This is a genomic window from Bacillus sp. LR_5 (assembly GCF_042709275.1).
Genome location: NZ_JAVAXX010000114.1, coordinates 1 through 18,490, shown reverse-complemented (window position 1 = coordinate 18,490; position 18,490 = coordinate 1). Strand labels below are relative to the sequence as shown.

General features: G+C 43.4%; 20 protein-coding genes. 18 read left to right on the top strand and 2 right to left on the bottom strand.

Features of this window, described 5'->3' with window-relative positions; translation table 11 throughout:
* The 3 genes from dapD to RAC86_RS20675 form a co-directional block, all read left to right on the top strand.
* Positions 1 to 649, top strand: a 649-nt coding sequence (gene dapD / locus RAC86_RS20685; protein ID WP_377885996.1) for a 2,3,4,5-tetrahydropyridine-2,6-dicarboxylate N-acetyltransferase, incomplete at its 5' end; no start/stop codon positions are given.
* Positions 650 to 718: 69 nt separating this feature from the next.
* The gene (locus RAC86_RS20680; protein ID WP_061187374.1) at positions 719 to 1,843 is read left to right on the top strand and encodes an N-acetyldiaminopimelate deacetylase; all 1,125 of its coding nucleotides are present in this window, start codon (positions 719 to 721) and stop codon (positions 1,841 to 1,843) included.
* A gap of 61 nt (positions 1,844 to 1,904) precedes the next feature.
* Positions 1,905 to 2,150 carry a YkuS family protein gene (locus tag RAC86_RS20675; RefSeq protein ID WP_003218684.1) on the top strand — a complete coding sequence of 82 codons (246 nt, stop codon included), beginning with the start codon at positions 1,905 to 1,907 and terminating at the stop codon, positions 2,148 to 2,150.
* A 35-nt stretch (positions 2,151 to 2,185) separates the two neighbouring features.
* On the opposite strand, the gene mscT is transcribed toward RAC86_RS20675, so the two are convergent.
* The gene (gene mscT / locus RAC86_RS20670; protein WP_061187375.1) at positions 2,186 to 2,989 is read right to left on the bottom strand and encodes a small-conductance mechanosensitive channel protein MscT; all 804 of its coding nucleotides are present in this window, start codon (positions 2,987 to 2,989) and stop codon (positions 2,186 to 2,188) included.
* 243 nt (positions 2,990 to 3,232) lie between these two features.
* Between mscT and ahpA the strand changes: the two genes are divergently transcribed.
* The 3 genes from ahpA to rok all read left to right on the top strand — a co-directional run bounded on the left by ahpA (position 3,233) and on the right by rok (position 5,338).
* Positions 3,233 to 3,775: a biofilm-specific peroxidase AhpA gene (gene ahpA, locus RAC86_RS20665; protein ID WP_072566206.1), complete on the top strand. Its 543-nt coding sequence runs from the start codon at positions 3,233 to 3,235 to the stop codon at positions 3,773 to 3,775.
* A gap of 69 nt (positions 3,776 to 3,844) precedes the next feature.
* Entirely contained in the window at positions 3,845 to 4,303 is a 459-nt protein-coding gene (gene ykuV / locus RAC86_RS20660) for a thiol-disulfide oxidoreductase YkuV (protein WP_014113626.1), read from the top strand.
* 450 nt (positions 4,304 to 4,753) lie between these two features.
* On the top strand, positions 4,754 to 5,338 hold the full coding sequence (gene rok, locus RAC86_RS20655) for a transcriptional regulator Rok (protein ID WP_061187376.1): 585 nt from the start codon (positions 4,754 to 4,756) through the stop codon (positions 5,336 to 5,338).
* Between the two features lie 39 nt (positions 5,339 to 5,377).
* Here rok and RAC86_RS20650 read toward each other — a convergent pair whose 3' ends face one another.
* Positions 5,378 to 6,343, bottom strand: coding sequence for a coiled-coil domain-containing protein (locus RAC86_RS20650; RefSeq protein WP_014113629.1), 966 nt, complete (start codon positions 6,341 to 6,343; stop codon positions 5,378 to 5,380).
* Between the two features lie 135 nt (positions 6,344 to 6,478).
* Between RAC86_RS20650 and RAC86_RS20645 the strand changes: the two genes are divergently transcribed.
* From RAC86_RS20645 to skiZ, 12 genes are all read left to right on the top strand, one after another.
* A complete protein-coding gene (locus RAC86_RS20645) occupies positions 6,479 to 7,078 on the top strand; it encodes a molybdenum cofactor guanylyltransferase (RefSeq protein ID WP_072182655.1) in 600 nt (199 codons plus the stop codon).
* Positions 7,079 to 7,128: 50 nt separating this feature from the next.
* Positions 7,129 to 8,148, top strand: a complete 1,020-nt coding sequence (locus tag RAC86_RS20640; protein ID WP_072566207.1) for a MoeB/ThiF family adenylyltransferase — start codon at positions 7,129 to 7,131, stop codon at positions 8,146 to 8,148.
* A 17-nt stretch (positions 8,149 to 8,165) separates the two neighbouring features.
* Positions 8,166 to 9,458 (top strand): molybdopterin molybdotransferase MoeA, encoded by a 1,293-nt coding sequence (locus RAC86_RS20635; protein WP_072566208.1) that lies wholly within the window; start codon positions 8,166 to 8,168, stop codon positions 9,456 to 9,458.
* Complete coding sequence (gene mobB, locus RAC86_RS20630; protein ID WP_014113633.1) at positions 9,419 to 9,952, top strand: molybdopterin-guanine dinucleotide biosynthesis protein B; 534 nt, start codon at positions 9,419 to 9,421, stop codon at positions 9,950 to 9,952. Before RAC86_RS20635 ends, mobB begins: the two co-directional genes overlap by 40 nt.
* On the top strand, positions 9,939 to 10,412 hold the full coding sequence (locus RAC86_RS20625; protein ID WP_072566209.1) for a molybdenum cofactor biosynthesis protein MoaE: 474 nt from the start codon (positions 9,939 to 9,941) through the stop codon (positions 10,410 to 10,412). The genes mobB and RAC86_RS20625 overlap by 14 nt, the downstream gene beginning before the upstream one ends.
* A complete protein-coding gene (gene moaD, locus RAC86_RS20620; protein WP_014113635.1) occupies positions 10,405 to 10,638 on the top strand; it encodes a molybdopterin converting factor subunit 1 in 234 nt (77 codons plus the stop codon). The genes RAC86_RS20625 and moaD overlap by 8 nt, the downstream gene beginning before the upstream one ends.
* A gap of 223 nt (positions 10,639 to 10,861) precedes the next feature.
* Positions 10,862 to 12,619, top strand: coding sequence for an ABC transporter ATP-binding protein (locus RAC86_RS20615; protein WP_072566210.1), 1,758 nt, complete (start codon positions 10,862 to 10,864; stop codon positions 12,617 to 12,619).
* A 10-nt stretch (positions 12,620 to 12,629) separates the two neighbouring features.
* The gene (locus tag RAC86_RS20610; protein ID WP_072566211.1) at positions 12,630 to 14,444 is read left to right on the top strand and encodes an ABC transporter ATP-binding protein; all 1,815 of its coding nucleotides are present in this window, start codon (positions 12,630 to 12,632) and stop codon (positions 14,442 to 14,444) included.
* 114 nt (positions 14,445 to 14,558) lie between these two features.
* A complete protein-coding gene (yknW, locus tag RAC86_RS20605; protein WP_014113638.1) occupies positions 14,559 to 15,254 on the top strand; it encodes a YknW family membrane protein in 696 nt (231 codons plus the stop codon).
* Between the two features lie 4 nt (positions 15,255 to 15,258).
* On the top strand, positions 15,259 to 16,392 hold the full coding sequence (locus RAC86_RS20600; protein ID WP_072566212.1) for an efflux RND transporter periplasmic adaptor subunit: 1,134 nt from the start codon (positions 15,259 to 15,261) through the stop codon (positions 16,390 to 16,392).
* Positions 16,393 to 17,085, top strand: a complete 693-nt coding sequence (yknY, locus tag RAC86_RS20595; protein ID WP_072566213.1) for an ABC transporter ATP-binding protein YknY — start codon at positions 16,393 to 16,395, stop codon at positions 17,083 to 17,085.
* Positions 17,082 to 18,275, top strand: a complete 1,194-nt coding sequence (gene skiZ / locus RAC86_RS20590; protein ID WP_014113641.1) for a sporulation-delaying-protein transporter subunit SkiZ — start codon at positions 17,082 to 17,084, stop codon at positions 18,273 to 18,275. Before yknY ends, skiZ begins: the two co-directional genes overlap by 4 nt.
* Positions 18,276 to 18,490: the final 215 nt, after the last annotated feature.

The window sequence follows — 18,490 nt, the reverse complement described above, 5'->3', positions numbered from 1 at the left end:
GGTAAAGGTTTACGTGAAAGGTGAGCTGGAAGGAATCAATTTCGGCGAATCTGCGAAAGCTTTTATCAACGGAAACACTGGTGTCGTTTTCGGTGAATGGAGCGAAATCCAAACAGCAATTGAAGAAAATCAAAGCAAAATCGAAGACTATGTGGTTGAAAATGACCGCCGCAATTCTGCGATTCCAATGCTTGATCTTAAAAATATCAAAGCGCGTATCGAGCCGGGCGCGATCATCCGCGACCAAGTTGAAATCGGTGATAACGCAGTCATCATGATGGGTGCTTCTATCAATATCGGTTCAGTTATCGGCGAAGGCACAATGATCGATATGAACGTTGTCTTGGGTGGACGAGCTACTGTTGGTAAAAACTGCCATATCGGAGCGGGTTCTGTACTTGCGGGCGTTATTGAGCCGCCATCCGCTAAACCGGTTGTCATTGAAGACGACGTTGTGATCGGCGCAAATGCTGTTGTGCTTGAAGGTGTAACAGTAGGTAAAGGAGCGGTTGTTGCTGCGGGCGCGATCGTGGTAAACGATGTTGAGCCATACACTGTCGTTGCAGGAACACCTGCTAAAAAAATCAAAGACATTGATGAGAAAACAAAAGGCAAAACTGAAATCAAGCAGGAATTACGCCAGCTGTAAGGAATGGTTTGATAAAAAAGGCGTGGATAAAATATCCACGCCTTATTCGTATAGGCAGGAGGAATGAAAATGAAGAAAGAGGAGCTCATCGCAATCCGCAGAGATCTGCACCGTATACCGGAGCTTGGATTTCAGGAGTTCAAAACCCAGCAATATTTATTAAATGTTTTGGAACAATATCCGCAAGACAGGATTGAAATTGAGAAATGGCGAACAGGGCTTTTTGTAAAGATCAACGGAACGGCGCCGGAAAAAATGCTGGCGTACAGAGCGGATATCGACGCGCTTTCCATTGAAGAGCAAACCGGTCTTCCGTTCGCATCAGAGCATCACGGTAACATGCACGCCTGCGGACACGATTTGCATATGACGATTGCACTCGGCATTATTGACCATTTTGTTCACCATCCGGTCAAACATGATTTGCTCTTTCTGTTTCAACCGGCAGAGGAAGGACCTGGCGGTGCGGAACCAATGCTTGAGAGCGACGTTTTAAAAAAGTGGAAGCCTGATTTCATCACTGCGCTGCATATTGCTCCAGAGCTGCCAGTAGGCACTATCGCGACAAAAAGCGGCCTTCTTTTTGCGAATACATCAGAGCTTGTCATCGATCTGGAAGGCAAAGGGGGACATGCAGCCTATCCGCATTTGGCCGAGGACATGGTTGTAGCCGCAAGCACACTTGTCACCCAGCTGCAAACGATCATCTCTAGAAACACAGATCCGCTGGACAGTGCCGTTATTACAGTTGGTACCATTACCGGCGGCTCAGCACAAAATATCATTGCGGAAACGGCCCACTTGGAAGGCACGATCCGCACGCTTTCTGAAGAATCAATGAAGAAGGTAAAGGAGCGGATTGAAGATATAGTGAAAGGAATCGAAATCGGGTTCCGCTGCAAAGGGAAAGTGACATACCCGTCAGTGTATCACCAAGTTTACAATACGAACGGACTGACAGAAGAATTTATGTCTTTTGTTGCTGAACATCAACTGGCAACAGTAATCGAAGCAAAAGAAGCAATGACTGGAGAGGATTTTGGCTACATGCTGAAAAAATATCCCGGCTTCATGTTCTGGCTCGGTGCTGACTCTGAACATGGGCTTCATCACGCAAAGCTGAATCCCGATGAAAATGCGATAGAGACAGCGGTTAACGTCATGACAGGTTATTTTTCTGTTTATGCCAATTAAGTATAAATGAAAGAATAAAATTCCATAAAATGAGCACTCTAGTAAACGGAGGTGTTCAATAATGGCTAAAAAAATTGGAATTGAGCAATCGTTATCAGATGTAGAAGCTGCATTAAAAGAAAAAGGATATGACGTTGTAATGATGAAAAGCCCTGACGATGCAAAAGGCTGTGACTGCTGTGTCGTAACAGGTCTTGATAATAATGTGCAAGGAATAGCCGATACGGTAACACAAGCACCTGTCATTACAGCTTCCGGGATGACTGCTGAAGAAATTTGCAGCGAAGTTGAAAGCAGAATTCAGTAAATAAAAACCGAAGCAAAAAGCTTCGGTTCTTTTATTTATTCTGTTTCTTTAGGAAAAGCACGGTCAAGTGCAGTTTTTATTTCCTTTCTAAGCACTCGCTCAACCCGCCACTGTTCCATATTTTCTGTTTTGGCAATGACTCTGATCACGATTTCAGAAGTGCCCAGTTCTTGAATTCCGATGACATTAGGGCCTTCTTTTATTTGCGGGAGAGCGGCTGCTGTCTCATCACATACTTGCTGTAAAATGTGAATCGTTTCATCAATATTTCTTTCAGCCGGCACTTTAATATCAACCAGAGCCTGCATTGTTCCCCGCGAATGATTGCTCACGTTTGTAATGTTTCTGTTTGGGATATAATGCAGGGTTCCGTCAAAGCTGCGGATTTGAGTGGTTCTTAAGCCAACCTGCTCAACAATCCCGTCAAAGGTGGAAACAGTAATATAATCTCCGACATCCAATTGTTTTTCAAGCAATATAAAAAAACCTGTCACAATGTCGCTGACAAGTCCTTGGGCGCCAAATCCGACAGCCAGTCCGACGATTCCTGCTCCCGCTAAAAGAGCACTTGGATCGTAATGGAACAAATCAAGAACCATGACAAAGAATATAAAAATTAATATGTAAGCAAATATGTTAAGAGTCAGGCTTCGGAGAGTATGTGCACGTCCGATAGACAAGCTGTGCTGCTCCTCGAATTTTGCAAACAGATGTTTAATGATTTTTATGCCTAAAGATCGAACGATAAAATAGAGCAATACCATAATGACGAGTTTAATGAGCAGAATACCGGCATTTGTAATCAGTCCCGCCCAATCGTATTGTTTAATAAAATCCATGTTGGAGCTCCTTTTCTGAATTGATTGCTGCACATTGAGATGAGTTACCCTATACATGAATATGTTAAACTCTTTATTCAAAAATGTCGAAACCAAAGACATACAATATTTGTTAAAAATTGACTCTGAAAATCGACTCCTATATAATGGGCATTGTGATGTTATTAACGAAATATGGGTAAACATCCTTTACTTTCATGTGAGTCCGGCTTTTAAGCCAAACTATAAATTGGAGGGATACATATGGCAGAACGTATGGTAGGTAAACAGGCTCCTCGTTTTGAAATGGAAGCAGTCCTTGCAAGTAAAGAATTTGGCAAAGTAAGTCTTGAGGAAAACATGAAAAACGACAAATGGACAGTGTTGTTCTTCTATCCAATGGACTTCACTTTTGTTTGTCCGACTGAAATCACAGCAATGTCTGACCGCTATGACGAATTCGAAGATCTTGATGCTGAAGTCATCGGGGTTTCAACTGATACAATCCATACTCATTTGGCGTGGATTAATACAGACCGTAAAGAAAACGGCCTTGGCCAGCTGAAATATCCGCTTGCTGCTGATACTAACCATGAGGTATCCTGTGAATATGGCGTTTTAATCGAAGAAGAAGGTGTGGCCCTGCGTGGATTGTTTATTATCAATCCTGAAGGCGAGCTCCAATATCAAACTGTTTTCCACAACAACATTGGCCGTGACGTTGATGAAACGCTTCGTGTTCTTCAAGCGCTGCAAACTGGCGGACTCTGCCCGGCTAACTGGAAACCAGGCCAAAAAACACTTTAATTCTTTCTAAGGACGAAAAAGGGTCTAACATATTCGTTAGGCCTTTCTGTTTAATAGGAGGGAAAAGCAATGAAATTACGTCAGCCAATGCCTGAATTGACAGGGGAAAAAGCTTGGTTCAATGGTGAAGTAACGAGAGAGCAATTGATCGGGGAAAAGCCGACGCTTATTCATTTTTGGTCCATCAGCTGCCATCTGTGCAAAGAAGCGATGCCGCAAGTGAATGAATTTCGTGATAAATATCAAGATAAATTGAACGTTGTAGCTGTGCATATGCCTCGTTCCGAAGATGATCTTGACCTCGGCAAAATTAAAGAAGTAGCTGCTGAACATGACATCACTCAGCCGATTTTTGTTGACAGTGATCATGTTTTAACCGATGCATTTGAAAATGAATATGTGCCTGCATACTATGTGTTTGATAAAACAGGACAGCTCCGTCACTTCCAAGCCGGCGGGAGCGGTATGAAGATGCTTGAAAAACGTGTGAACCGTGTACTGGCTGAAACAGAACAGGCATCTGAATAGTTCTTCATAAAAACCTGATCTCATCAGGTTTTTTTATTTGTGAAAGAAAGCAATCGAAGAAGAGTAAGAAGCTTATTTTTCCAAATTTGGGTATAGGAAATGATGATTTGTTTGATTGATACGCTAAAAAAACAGCTCATTTTTGATGTTTTTCCTCAATTTTAGATAAATTTCATATCCCATAACTCGAAAATTGTAGATATTACACTAAATTTCATTAAAGAAGTAAGTAATATATATATTTTCAACATTATACCAAATGAATTTGAAAGCCCCTCAATCCCTTGTGAATAAAGGACTCTTTTGAAAAATAAAACATTTTCAGAAAATAAGGAATTTTTCATAGAGTAAATATAATAGTAAAATGCTAAAATAATAGTTGATAAAATTACTTTTGTAATCTAATATCTTAATTAAAGATGTTAATTTTGATAGGGGGTACATTGAGGAATGTTTAATGAAAGAGAAGCTTTGCGCTTGCGGTTAGAACAATTAAATGAAGCTGAAGTGAAAGTCATTCGTGAATATCAAATTGAACGTGATAAAATATACGCAAAATTAAGAGAGCTAGACAGAAATGGAAGCCCTTCCGAAATCAAAAAGGATTTCCGTTCTGAAAAAAAACCTGACTCTCTGCCGGTTCTCGCTGAGCTTGCGGCTCAGGAAATCAGAAGCTATCAGCCGCAATCACAGCAGCAGTCTGTTCAGCCTCAGCTTCAATCTATTTCCTCTCTTCCTGCCGGTATACCAGACGGAACAACACGAAGAAGAAGAGGGACGGCAAGACCGGGATCAAAAGCAGCTAAGCTGCGTGAAGCTGCCATTAAAACATTAAAACGCCACAATGCGGCGATTAAGAGCTCCGAGCTTCAAAAAGAGATTGAAAAAGAAAGCGGTCTTGAAATCCCTAATATGACAACGTTTATGCAAAGCTTAATTAAAATGTACCCGGAAGTGAAAAAGCCGTATCGCGGCCAGTACATTTTAGAAGGCGAAATTGAATCAGCTGAATCTGCAGAATCAGCAAATGATTAAAGATACAGAAAAACTGCTTGGCATGGCTCAAGCAGTTTTTTATTGAGTTTTTTTCTGTGAAGGTTTGTTTTCTTTTTCAAGATTAAGCTTATATACCCACTTTTGATATGGCTTTTCTTCAGCGGCTCTGTTTTTCAGCTCTTCGATTGTATGGCTCATGGCTTGGTCTGATGATTGGGCGCGGGCAAGCTGTTTTTGAAGCGCATGTATCTGCTTGGTGACATCATCAAGTATGGTTTCTACATGATTTGGCTGCGTGTAGACCGCTGGAGTTTCTTCTGCCGTTTTTTCTTTTTGTTTCGTGCCGCCATCAATATCGGCAAAATGAGAAGCAATCCAGGCATCGCTTTCATCAAGCTGCCGTTTATACGATATAATAGTTTCGTGAAATAATTTTTCTTTCGTTTTTTCTATTTCGAGCAGCCTTTCTTTCGTTTCTATGATTCGATCTTTCATATGATCAACTTCTATTTTAATATGTTTTAGCTGATATTCTTTTTCTACCATTTGCTCTTTTAGACGGCCATTTTCGGCTTTTATCAATTCGGTTTGCTGTTTTGCCTGAAGCAGTGCGCCTTGTTCCTGTTCAATAGAGGCCTGAAGATGGCTGATTCGTTTATGAAGATTTTTATTTTCTTCTTCAATTTTGATATTAGCAATATGAAGTTTATGTTTTTCTTCTATTTCGGCTTTGCGTTTATAGGTTTCAGCAGAAAGAAGCTCCTGCAAAGCAACGATTTTATCAAGCAGTTCAGCTCTTATTTGGTGCAGGGTTTGGCTGGTATGGGAGGCGTGTTTTTCTTTCGTTGACATTTGTGTTAATTCGGCAGACAGCTGCTGGAGTTTTTCTTTCATATCATTATTTTCTTTGAGAAGCTTGTTATTTTTCTGATGGAAGTAGCTTGCTTCAAGTTCGGCAATTAGCTTATGGCACCTTGATAGCTCTGATTTTAAATAAAGGTTCTCCTGAGACACGTCGTGGAAAAAAGGACCTGATCTTTTCATTCGAACCATCTCCCTCATGATGTTAACACTACAATATGCAAATACTGAACAGCTATTCCTCTTTAATAAACAGACAAGCATTGGCATTGGGGCTGTGCTTTTGCTATGCTTTTAACGAACTAGAGGTGAGATGACATGAAGCATACAAATGTACTGCTGGCAGGAGGAGCCTCACGGCGCTTCGGAGAACCGAAGGCGTTTGTGAATTGGAGAGGCAAGATGTTTTACGAATGGGCTAAAAAGGCGCTTGGAGAACATACGGTTATCATCAGCCGTCCTGAGTTTATTGATAGATTTCAAGAAAACGGTGAAATCGAAGTGTATCAAGATGCTGAGCCGTTTCAAGGAATGGGGCCTTTGGCTGGTATATATACCGCTTTTAAAAAGACAGACGGTGATCTTTATACTGTTCTTTCCTGTGACACGCCGCTGATACAAAGAAGGACGATGCTGGAGCTCAAGCGTCTGATGACTGAGGGTATAGACGCGGTCGTCCCGATTTCAGACGGACGGGAGCAGCCACTTATTGCAATTTACCATAAACGAATCATGCCCATTCTATATGATCAGCTCTCTGAGAAGAGATTAAGAATATCAGATTTGTTAGGCCGAATTTCGGTTTGTTACGTACAGGCTGAAGAGATCGGGGCAAATCCGGCAGAGTTTATCAATGTTAATACACGTGATGATTTTAGGCGTTTGGAAGAAAAAACGGACTCCTTCAGGTGGGACTGATGGAGCAAAAACATGTTAAGATGACATAAAAGATAAGGAGAACAGGTTTGATGGAGGAGCGTTATTCACGGCAAATCAGATTTAAGCAAATAGGCGAAATAGGCCAGAAAAGACTGGGAGACAGCCATGTGCTGGTTGTCGGAGCTGGAGCGCTTGGGACTGCAGGTGCTGAAGGGCTTTCGAGAGCGGGGGTCGGTACTATTACCATTATTGACCGTGACTATGTGGAGTGGAGCAACCTGCAAAGGCAGCAGCTTTATACAGAAAGCGATGCCAAGCTCCGTATGCCGAAAGCCATGGCTGCCAAAGAGCATCTATCAGCGATTAACAGCGGAATACATATTGAGGCGTTTGTTGCCGAAGGAACAGCCGAAACGCTTGAGCCGCTGATTGAAAAAGCAGATGTCGTGATCGACGCGACAGATAATTTTGAAACCCGCATGCTGATAAATGATCTAGCTCAGAAAACAAAGACACCGTGGGTCTATGGTGCTTGTGTAAGCAGCCAGGGGATGTTCATGACGATTATTCCGGGAGAAACCTCTTGTCTGTCTTGTTTGTTTGAGCAAATTCCTGTCGGCGGGGCGACGTGTGATACTGCTGGCATCATTCCACCCGCTGTGCATATCGTTTCGGCTTATCAGCAGGCTGAGGCTTTAAAGCTGTTAACCGGACAAACAGACGCGATACAGCGCGGTTTTGTGACATTCGATGTCTGGAACAACTCACATATGAAAATTAACGTTGATCATGTACGCCGTGAGGATTGCCCGTCTTGCGGAGCACATGCGGTTTATCCTTATCTCCAAGACTGGAACACACCAAAAGCCGCTGTACTGTGCGGCCGTGATACAGTTCAGGTAAGATCGGAATCATTAAAAAGAATTCCGAAACAGGAGCTCATCAAGCGGCTGAAAACAATCGGCAAGGTCGAGGCCAATGCGTTTTTGCTGCATATTTTTTACGAAGATTTCAGAATCGTCATTTTCAATGACGGACGGGCACTGGTGCATGGCACAAATGATGTGAAAGAAGCCAATTCCGTGTTGGCAAGAGTAATTGGATTGTAACAACAGGAGGGGTCAGAATGCTGGAGAAAAGAACACCGGTACCGGTAGACGAGGCAGTTCGGCGTGTCAGCCATTTTCAAAAACAAGGGGAAACGGAATGGGTGGCGCTTGAAGAAAGCCTTCATCGATTTTTAGCTGAAGATGTAACAGCGGATCACCACGTACCTGCATTTGACCGTTCGCCATATGACGGTTTTGCTGTCAGAGCGTGCGATACGGCTGAAGCTTCACGTGAGAACCCAGTTCGGTTTGAGGTTATAGATCATATTGGAGCGGGGGCTGTATCTGAAAAAGAACTTGGCCCGTTTCAGGCCGTGCGGATTATGACTGGTGCTCAAATCCCTGAAGGAGCAGATGCTGTCGTCATGATAGAGCTGACTCAACTCTTTGAGGAGAATGGGAAAGCGTTTATGTCTTTAAAACGCCGCTTCCAGCCGGGGGATAATATTTCAAAAACAGGTGAAGACGCTCAAAAAGGGAGTGTTTTATTGAGAAAGGGCACCCGGGTAACACCAGGAGTGTCTGCGCTTTTGGCAACCTTCGGATACGCATCTGTGCCTGTTGTGAGAAAGCCTGTTGTCGGGATTATCGCAACTGGTACAGAATTGCTGAATGTTAGTGATCCACTGGAGCCGGGGAAAATCCGCAACAGCAATGCCAGTATGGTGTATGCGCAAGTGATAGAAGCAGGCGGATCACCGCTTTATTTAGGGAAAATTTCTGATGATCTGGATAAAAGCTTTGCCGCGATCAAAGAAGCAATGAAAAAGGTTGATTTTCTGATTACAACTGGCGGCGTGTCAGTGGGTGATTTTGACTTTTTGCCTGCGATTTATGAAAAACTCGGAGCGGACGTGCTCTTTAATAAAGTTGCCATGCGCCCGGGCAGCGTGACAACGGTGGCGCATGCAAACGATATGCTGCTGTTTGGCCTGTCAGGCAATCCGTCAGCATGCTATGTCGGTTTTGAACTGTTTGTCAAACCGATGATCCAGACTTGGCTGTTCAATGAAAAACCGCATTCAATTTGTGCAGAAGCTGTTTTGACAAAGGATTTTCCAAAGCCGAACCCATTTACCCGATTTGTTCGTGCGTTCGTGTATCACCAGGAAGGGAAGCTGTTGGCGACACCCGTCGGATTAGATAAGTCGAGCTCTGTTACGTCACTTGCAGAAGCAAATGCGTTTATTATCCTGCCGGGCGGCACGAGAGGGTATGAATCAGGCCGAACGGTTCAAGTGCTGCTCATCAGAGAAGAGAATGGAAGTGAATGGCCTTGGTCTGTCCTTTCCCGATCGTCCAAGTTGTAGGATTTCAAAACAGCGGGAAAACAACGTTTATTGAGCGTATTCTTGAAAAAGCCTCTGAACAGGGGCTCAATTTAGGCTGTCTGAAGCATCACGGTCACGGCGGTGAACCGCAAACGTTCACTGAAGGAAAAGACACTGATCGTTACCAAGCGGCAGGTGCTGATGTGACAGCGGTAGAAGGTGCTGGTGTGTTACAGCTGACAGCCCGCCGCAATTGGGATTTGCCGCGGCTGATCGAGTTATATCAGTTTCTCGAAACAGACTGCCTTCTGATAGAAGGCTTTAAAAAAGCGCCTTATCCTAAAATAGTTATACTAAGCGAAAAGGAAGATCTAGAAGCGCTGCAGACTGTAAATACAATCGCCATCATCTATAGAAAAAAAGAGCATATGACAGAGCAGCAGGAATTACCCGTTTTTCATGCGGATGATCCGGTTGCGGTGGATTTTGTGCTCTCACAGCTGAAGGGGGAATCGCATAATGGAACGGTTTGAGGTTACGAAAACACCCATTATTACTGAAGAAATCGTCAAAAAAGTGGAGAAACGGGAAGCAGGGGCAATTACTACATTTATTGGCACGGTTCGGGAATGGACAAACGGAAAAAGAACGGTTCGCCTTGAATATGAGGCATATGAACCGATGGCCGTACAGATGCTGGCTCAAATCGGGGCTGAAATCGAAGAAAAGTGGGAAGGCGCTTCAGCGGCGATCACGCACCGCATAGGTGTGCTGGATATCGGTGAAGCAGCGGTCGTGATCGCTGTATCTTCTCCCCATCGAAAAGCTGCTTATGAAGCCAATGAGTATGCGATCGAACGAATTAAACAGATTGTGCCGATTTGGAAAAAAGAAATTTGGGAAGACGGTGAGCAATGGATCGGCGACCAGCTTGAAACAACAGCTTATCCGAACGGAAAACCAGATCTAAGCGAGGGAGAGCAGCATGATTAAAATTCTTTTATTTGCAGGGCTTGCCGAACAGGCCGGCACACAAGCATTGGAAATAGATATGGAACAAGCAACAACAGATGAAATAAAAGTGAGTCTAAAAGAACAATACGGCCTCGAATCTATTGATACAGCTATGATTGCCGTTAACGAAAGCTATGTAAAAGAAAATACCTCCGTATCTTCAGGTGACACGGTAGCCATCATTCCGCCGGTCAGCGGTGGATGAAAACCGGACGGCATTCAGCCTCCGGTTTTTCTGTATTTTTTTCGCATATCCCCAAGCATCCTCAGCATACAATGATTTTCTGTAAGCGTTTATTCTACATATAAGTGACTCCCTATAAAGTAAGAGACCCACTCCATCATTAGACTGAATTTTTGAAAAACAATAGAAATTTATTTCGGGTATCGATATAGTAAAGATGATAAAAATTGGAAAGGTGCTGGATATGGAGACATTTAAAAGATTAAAAATGTTTTATTGGCCGTACAGAAAAGTGTTTATGTGGTCGCTTCTGGCCATGCTTTTGATGACTGCGATTACTGTCGTTTACCCGATTATCCTGCAAATTACGATTGATGAAATCGTACTGGGACGGCAGTATCAGCTTGCAACATGGGTCAGCTTAGGATTTATTGCGGTAATGGCCTTGAAAGGAACCGCCACTTTTTTTCATCAATATTTAGGTGATATGTTTGGAATCAAATCCGTTTATCGGCTGAGAAATGGTCTGTATGAAAAACTGCAGCGGCTTTCTTTTTCTTATTATGATAATGCGAAAACAGGAGATTTGATGTCCAGGCTGACAGCTGATGTTGAAGGGCTTCGTTTTTTCTTATCATACGGTCTCGCTGAGCTCATTCGATTCGGCCTGCTGGTCGCCATCAGCCTGTCAGTCATGTTTTACTATTCTGTTCCACTTACGCTTGTGACCATAGCTGTTCTGCCATTTCTCGCTGTTGCGGTATATCAGTTTGACAAAAGGGTCCATCCTGCCTTTAGAGGCATCCGCAAATCGTTTGCGAAACTCAATACAAAAGTCCAAGAAAATATCAGCGGCATCAATACGGTTAAATCTCTTTCAAGGGAAGATTTTCAGATCAGCACTTTTAATAAAGCCAATGCGGAATACAGGGCACAATATTTACAAACATCATCCATTTGGTCTGCGTATTTCCCTTTAATGGAGTTCATCGGGAACATTTGTATTGTAGCTCTCCTCTCATACGGCGGCTACTTGGTCATGCAAAATCAGCTTAATCCCGGCGAGCTTGTCGCTTTTTTCAGCCTCGTCAATTATATGATGTGGCCGATTATGAACTTAGGCTTTGTAATCAATATGTTCTCTCAAGCAAAAGCGTCAGGTGAACGCCTGCTGGAAATTCTGGAAAAAGAAGAAGACATCACAGACCATGCTTATGCTTTGCATAAACAAAAATTAACCGGAAATGTCCATTTCAAAAATGTTTCTCTTGCATACGGAAAAGAACAAACAAACGCGCTGTGCAATGTAAGCTTTGAGGCAAACAGCGGGAAGATAATCGGACTATTGGGCCCGACAGGTTCAGGCAAAAGCTCAGTTACACAGCTCCTCACCAGATTTTACAGCCCTGTTGGCGGAATGATTACCATCGATCACAAACCCATCACAGATTATTCGTTAAAAACCCTTCGCTCCAATATCGGGGTCGTACTTCAAGAATCTTTTCTGTTTTCATCTACGATTCGATCAAACATTTCGTACGGGAGGCCGGATGCCTCAATGGATGACATCATCGAAGCGGCAAAAAGGGCGCAGGCTCACGACTTTATCATGGAGCTTCCTGATGGATATGACACCATGCTGGGAGAGAGGGGAATGGGACTTTCCGGCGGACAGAAACAGCGTATCGCCATTGCGAGAGCCATTTGTTTGAACCCGAGCGTTTTAATATTGGACGATGCCACAAGCGCAGTAGATATGCAAACGGAGCACAGCATACAGCTTGCCTTAAAAGAAGTCATGAAAAACCGCACAACCTTTATCATCGCTCACCGCATTTCTTCATTGAAACACGCCGATGAAATTCTCGTTTTTGATAAAGGGCGCATTTGTGAAAGGGGAACACATCACGAGCTTCTTGAAAAAGGCGGCTACTATAAAAAGATTTACGATTTGCAATACCGTGATGTCAAAATGATCAATGAGCCGCATCAGGTCGGATAGGGAGGGCCATATGAAACAAGCAAAAAAACAGGGGATTTTGGAGCGTTTCTATTATTCTTCAGATGAAATCATTGAAAAGCCGTTTAACTGGGCTCAAATGTGGCGGCTGCTGAGTTATGTCAAACCTTATCGAAAAACAATTTTGCCGCTTTCCTTTCTCACTGTATTGATTGGGACTGCTGTGAAGCTTGTGATTCCTATTCTGATCGGTGTTTATGTTCTCGATCAAGCGATTACAGCGAGAAACTCGGAGCTGCTGACCCAGCTCATTTTTATCATTAGCGGTTTATATGTGCTCAATTATGCCGCCAATGTGTTAAGAATCAGGTGGATGAATCAGCTTGGCCAGCATGTGATTTACGATTTGCGCCAGCATTTATTTACCCATGTGCAGCGCTTATCCCATCGATTTTTTGATCAGCGGTCGGCCGGATCGATCTTGGTCAGGATTATGAATGATATTAACTCTCTTCAGGAGCTCTTTACAAGCGGAGTCATCAACTTATTGACCGACTTGCTCCTTCTGGCTGGTGTTATCATCATTTTGTTTACACTGAGCCCTGAGCTGACTATCGCCATTATGGTGACACTGCCGATCATGTTTTTTATTTCAACAAGTCTCAGAAAAAAAATACGCCGCTCCTGGCAAACGGTGCGCCTTAAGCAATCGAAGCTCAATTCTCATCTGAATGAAAGCATTCAGGGCATCCGTGTCACGCAGGCATTTACACAGGAAGAAGAAAACATGGCGTTTTTTGACGGCGTCAATCAGGAGAACTATCAATCATGGAGGGAAGCAACAAGAAAAAATGCCATGTTCCGTCCGTTGGTAGAAATGACGAATGCGATAGGAACGGCTGTTTTGATTTGGTATGGCGCCACACTCATCATGAATGAAACCATCACGATTGGCGTCTTCGTTTCTTTTGCCTTCTATCTGGGCATGTTTTGGGAACCTATTTCGAGACTGGGCCAGGTTTATAACCAGCTGTTAATGGGGATGGCATCATCCGAACGGATTTTTGAGTTTCTGGACGAACAGCCAAATGTCAAGGAGAAGCCGGATGCCATTCATAAGAAAAAGATAAGTGGGGAGATCAGTTTTGAAGAGGTTGAATTTTCGTATGATGAAAAACGAAAAGCCCTTCACGCGGTTTCCTTCTCTATCCCGGCGGGCTCGACGCTTGCGCTTGTCGGACATACGGGGAGCGGGAAAACGACGATCGCCAATTTAATCAGCCGTTTTTATGATGCCACGGGAGGCACCATTAAAATAGACGGCATTCCGATAAAGGATCTCTCCCTTGCCAGTCTGCGCACTCAAATCAGCATTGTGCTGCAAGATACATTTATTTTCTCCGGGACCATCATGGAAAATATTCGTTTTGGCCGGCCGGGTGCTTCAGACGAAGAAGTGATGAAAGCAGCCAAAGCGGTCGGAGCGGATGAATTTATTTCTGGTTTAGCAGAAGGATACAAAACAGAGGTGGAGGAAAGGGGCAGCGTACTGTCTGCCGGACAGCGCCAGCTCATTTCCTTTGCAAGAGCATTGCTCGCCGATCCAGCTATTATCATCCTTGACGAAGCAACGGCCAGTATTGATACAGAGACGGAGGTGAAAATTCAGCAGGCGTTAAAAACGCTGCTGAATGGGCGTACAGCAGTGATGATCGCCCACAGATTGTCCACAATCCGCGACGCCGACCGCATCATTGTTCTTGATCACGGCAAGAAAATGGAAGAAGGAAACCATGACCAGCTGCTCGCTAAAGGGGGCATCTATGCCGGGCTTGTAAAAGCGCAATACAGTGCAGCGATAGAATAATATAAAAAGCCTTCAGTTATATATTGAAGGCTTTTGGAAATTTATTAGAAAAACATGAAACTTTTTGATACCTCTCCCGTACTATTTGTTAGATATTCTAGAGGAGGTTTTATAATGGAAACAAATGTAGAAAAAAACAGCGGAATGGCGACTGAAAAGCCATCACTTTTCGGAGTGATCACAAGTCCGTCCGTTCAATTTGAAAGAATAAGAGAAAGACCGGCTGTATGGGGACCGCTTTTTATTGTTGCAGCGATTATCATCGTCGGCGCGGTACTGCAATCACTCGGTACGGATTATAGTGAGCTTTTGAAAAGCGGGGACACTCAAGGGCTATCAGCTGAACAAATTGAAACTGTCGCAACAATAACCAAATTTGGAGGAATGGCAGGCGCTATTTTCGGCGGTATCGCAGCGTTATTTATTGCCCCTCTTATTTATTGGCTCTGTGTAAAAATATCAGGCGGAGTTACGACATACAAAAAAATGCTTTCTCTCGGTCTGTTTGTCTCTTTGATTAGCAGTCTTGGATTATTGGTTAACGGAATTGTTGCTTTTACGACTGACGTGAATCCTCTTTACAGCACGACGTCACTGGCAGGGATTATCCCATCTGACGGAGCTCTCGCCAGCGTGTTAAATACCTTTGAGATATTCAGTATATGGAGCTATGTATTATTGGCAATCGGACTTCACAAAACAGGCGGCATCTCAAAAAAAGCAGGATGGATTTCAGTGATTGTTCTTTTCGGGATTCTGATTGCATTTTCGTTCTTTTCAGGTTTAATCAATTCTGTGGCGGGTGCATAAACTTATGAAAAAAGTCTGGATCGGAATTGGAATCGCAGTTTTAGTCGCTCTTTTTATTGGAATGAATATTTACCGGTCTGCCGCTCCGACAAGCGGCAGCGCTGGCCAGAAGATACAGACGGGAGGCCTCGAAGAAAAAGAAATCTCGTCAACGGTTATGGTTCCCGGCACACTTAAATTTTCAAATGAACAGTATGTGTTTTATGAAGCGGATAAAGGGACATTAGAAGACATTAAAGTAAAGGAAGGCGATAAAGTTAAAAAGGGCACGCCTTTGATCACCTATACAAATGAGCAGCTAAGCCTGGAAAAAGAACAGAACCAGTTAACGGCTCAATCGAATCAGCTTCAAATTGACCAAATACAAGAAAAGTTAAAAGCCTTAGACAGCAAAGAAAAAGAACTGGAAAAACAGGTTGGCAAGAAAGAAGCAGAAAAACAAATTGAATCTGAGCGGACGGAGCTTCAAATGCAGGAAAAAACTGCTGAGATCGAATTAAAACAAACCGAGCTTCAGCGGCAGTCACTTGCCAATCGGGTGTCAGATCTTCAAGTAAAAAGCGAAATCGAAGGCACTGTTATTTCTGTCAACCAAGAAGCGGCATCCAAAAAATCAGATATTCAAGAGCCTGTCATACATATCGGCAACCCGAAAGACCTTGTCGTCTCAGGGAAATTGTCTGAATACGATACACTGAAAGTCAAAAAAGGCCAGAAGGTCACACTCACTTCAGATGTTATTCAGGATAAAACATGGAAAGGCACAGTTTCCGCAGTCGGACTTGTTCCGGACCAGCAGGAAAGCACTGCGGCACAAGGAACAGAACAAGCGGTCCAGTACCCGCTTCAAGTGAAAATAAAAGGGAATCTTCCAGAAGGAAAGCCAGGGTTTAAATTCATCATGAATATTGAAACAGATAAGCGGAAAGCAAATACGCTTCCTTCAAAGGCAGTCAAAAAAGAAGATGATCAATATTATGTGTATACAGTAAAAGACGGAAAAGCAAAACGAGTTGATGTCAAAATCGGTGAAGTAACAGATGATCTGACAGAAATTAAAGAGGGAATTTCTCAAGATGATCAAGTCATTTTGAATCCTTCTGATCAGGTAACCGATGGAACGGAAGTGAAAGCATAAATGATTCAGCTTTCTAATGTGCGAAAAAGCTACCAGATCGGCAAGGAAACGTTTGATGTTCTCCATTCTATTGATTTGGACATTCATCAAGGGGAATATGTCTCGATTATGGGGCCGTCAGGATCAGGGAAATCGACGATCATGAATATTATCGGATGTCTTGACCGGCCGACTTCCGGTACGTATAAATTAGACGGCGAAGATATTTCTTCATATAAAGATAAAGAATTGGCGGCAGTCCGTAACCGGTCTATCGGTTTTGTATTTCAGCAATTTCAGCTTCTTCCGCGGCTGAACGCAAAAAAAAATGTTGAGCTGCCGATGATTTATTCCGGCATAGGCAAAAAAGAACGGCAAGAACGGGCTGAGAAAGCGTTGGAAAAGGTCGGGTTAGCCGATCGAATGCTCCACATGCCCAATGAGCTGTCGGGCGGACAGAAGCAGCGGGTGGCGATTGCGAGGGCGATCGTGAATGAGCCAAAATTGATTTTAGCTGATGAACCGACCGGCGCGCTGGATACGAAAACAAGCGAGGCGATTATGGATCAATTTACAGCATTAAATGCCGAGGGAACGACAATCGTTCTTGTTACTCACGAGCCGGAAGTTGCAGATTGCACGAATCGGATCGTCATGGTGCGTGACGGAAACATTGTTCCTGCCAGCTCCGGACAAAGGAGTGTGGGAGAATGAGCCTGTTAGAAAACATCAGAATGGCTCTAAGCTCTGTCCTTGCCCATAAAATGCGTTCGATTTTAACGATGCTCGGCATTATCATCGGTGTAGGCTCTGTCATTGTTGTCGTTGCGGTAGGACAGGGCGGCGAGCAAATGCTGAAGCAGTCGATCAGCGGCCCGGGAAATACCGTGGAGCTGTACTATATGCCAAGCGATGAGGAGCTTGCAAGCAATCCGAACGCCTTAGCAGAATCTACTTTTACAGAAAACGATATTAAAGGTTTAAAAGAGATAGAGGGCATCAAACAAGTCGTTGCCTCGACTTCTGAAAGTATGACAGCACGTTATCATGAGGAAGAAACCGATGTTACGATTAACGGCATAAACGATGGATACATGAATGCTAATTCTTTAGAAATCGATAGCGGCCGAACCTTTAATGACAATGATTTTCTCGCGGGGAAAAGAGCCGGAGTCATCTCTCAAAAGATGGCTGAAGAGCTGTTTAATAAAACCTCCCCTCTCGGTGAAGTAGTCTGGATCAACGGACAGCCTGTTGAAATTATCGGCGTGCTGAAAAAAGAAACAGGCTTGCTTTCTTTCGGTTTAAGTGAAATGTATGTGCCATTTAATATGATGAAATCCTCTTTTGGCACAAGTGATTTCAGTAATGTATCATTGCAAGTTGAATCAGCAGATGACATAAAATCAGCTGGAAAAGAAGCGGCACAGCTGGTAAATGACAATCATGGCACAGAGGATTCGTATCAAGTGATGAACATGGAAGAGATTGCTGCCGGGATTGGCAAAGTAACGGCGATTATGACGACGATTATCGGCTCAATTGCAGGGATCTCTCTTTTGGTGGGCGGAATCGGTGTCATGAATATTATGCTCGTATCAGTCACAGAACGGACGCGAGAAATCGGAATCAGAAAATCACTCGGTGCGACGAGGGGGCAGATTCTGACTCAGTTTTTAATTGAATCAGTCGTATTGACGCTTATCGGCGGACTGATTGGGATTGGAATCGGATACGGAGGGGCCGCGCTTGTTTCTGCCATTGCGGGCTGGCCGTCACTCATATCCTGGCAGGTTGTATGCGGGGGCGTGCTGTTCAGTATGCTCATTGGTGTTATTTTCGGCATGCTTCCTGCAAATAAAGCCGCAAAGCTTGATCCGATTGAAGCGCTGCGTTATGAGTAACCTCATGCAACATGCATGAGGTTTTTTTATGTTTAATGGTTTCTACTATGAATATAAAAGACTTTTTTCATTAAAATAAGAAGAAAATGTCGTACAATTGTCCTTATTTTTGTCGAATTTACAGTTTACAAACCCTATAGACATACGTTAATATGGAGAAACGTGAAAGATTTTGATAGTTATTGAATGAATTTGAATGATTTTAGTTGCCTAAA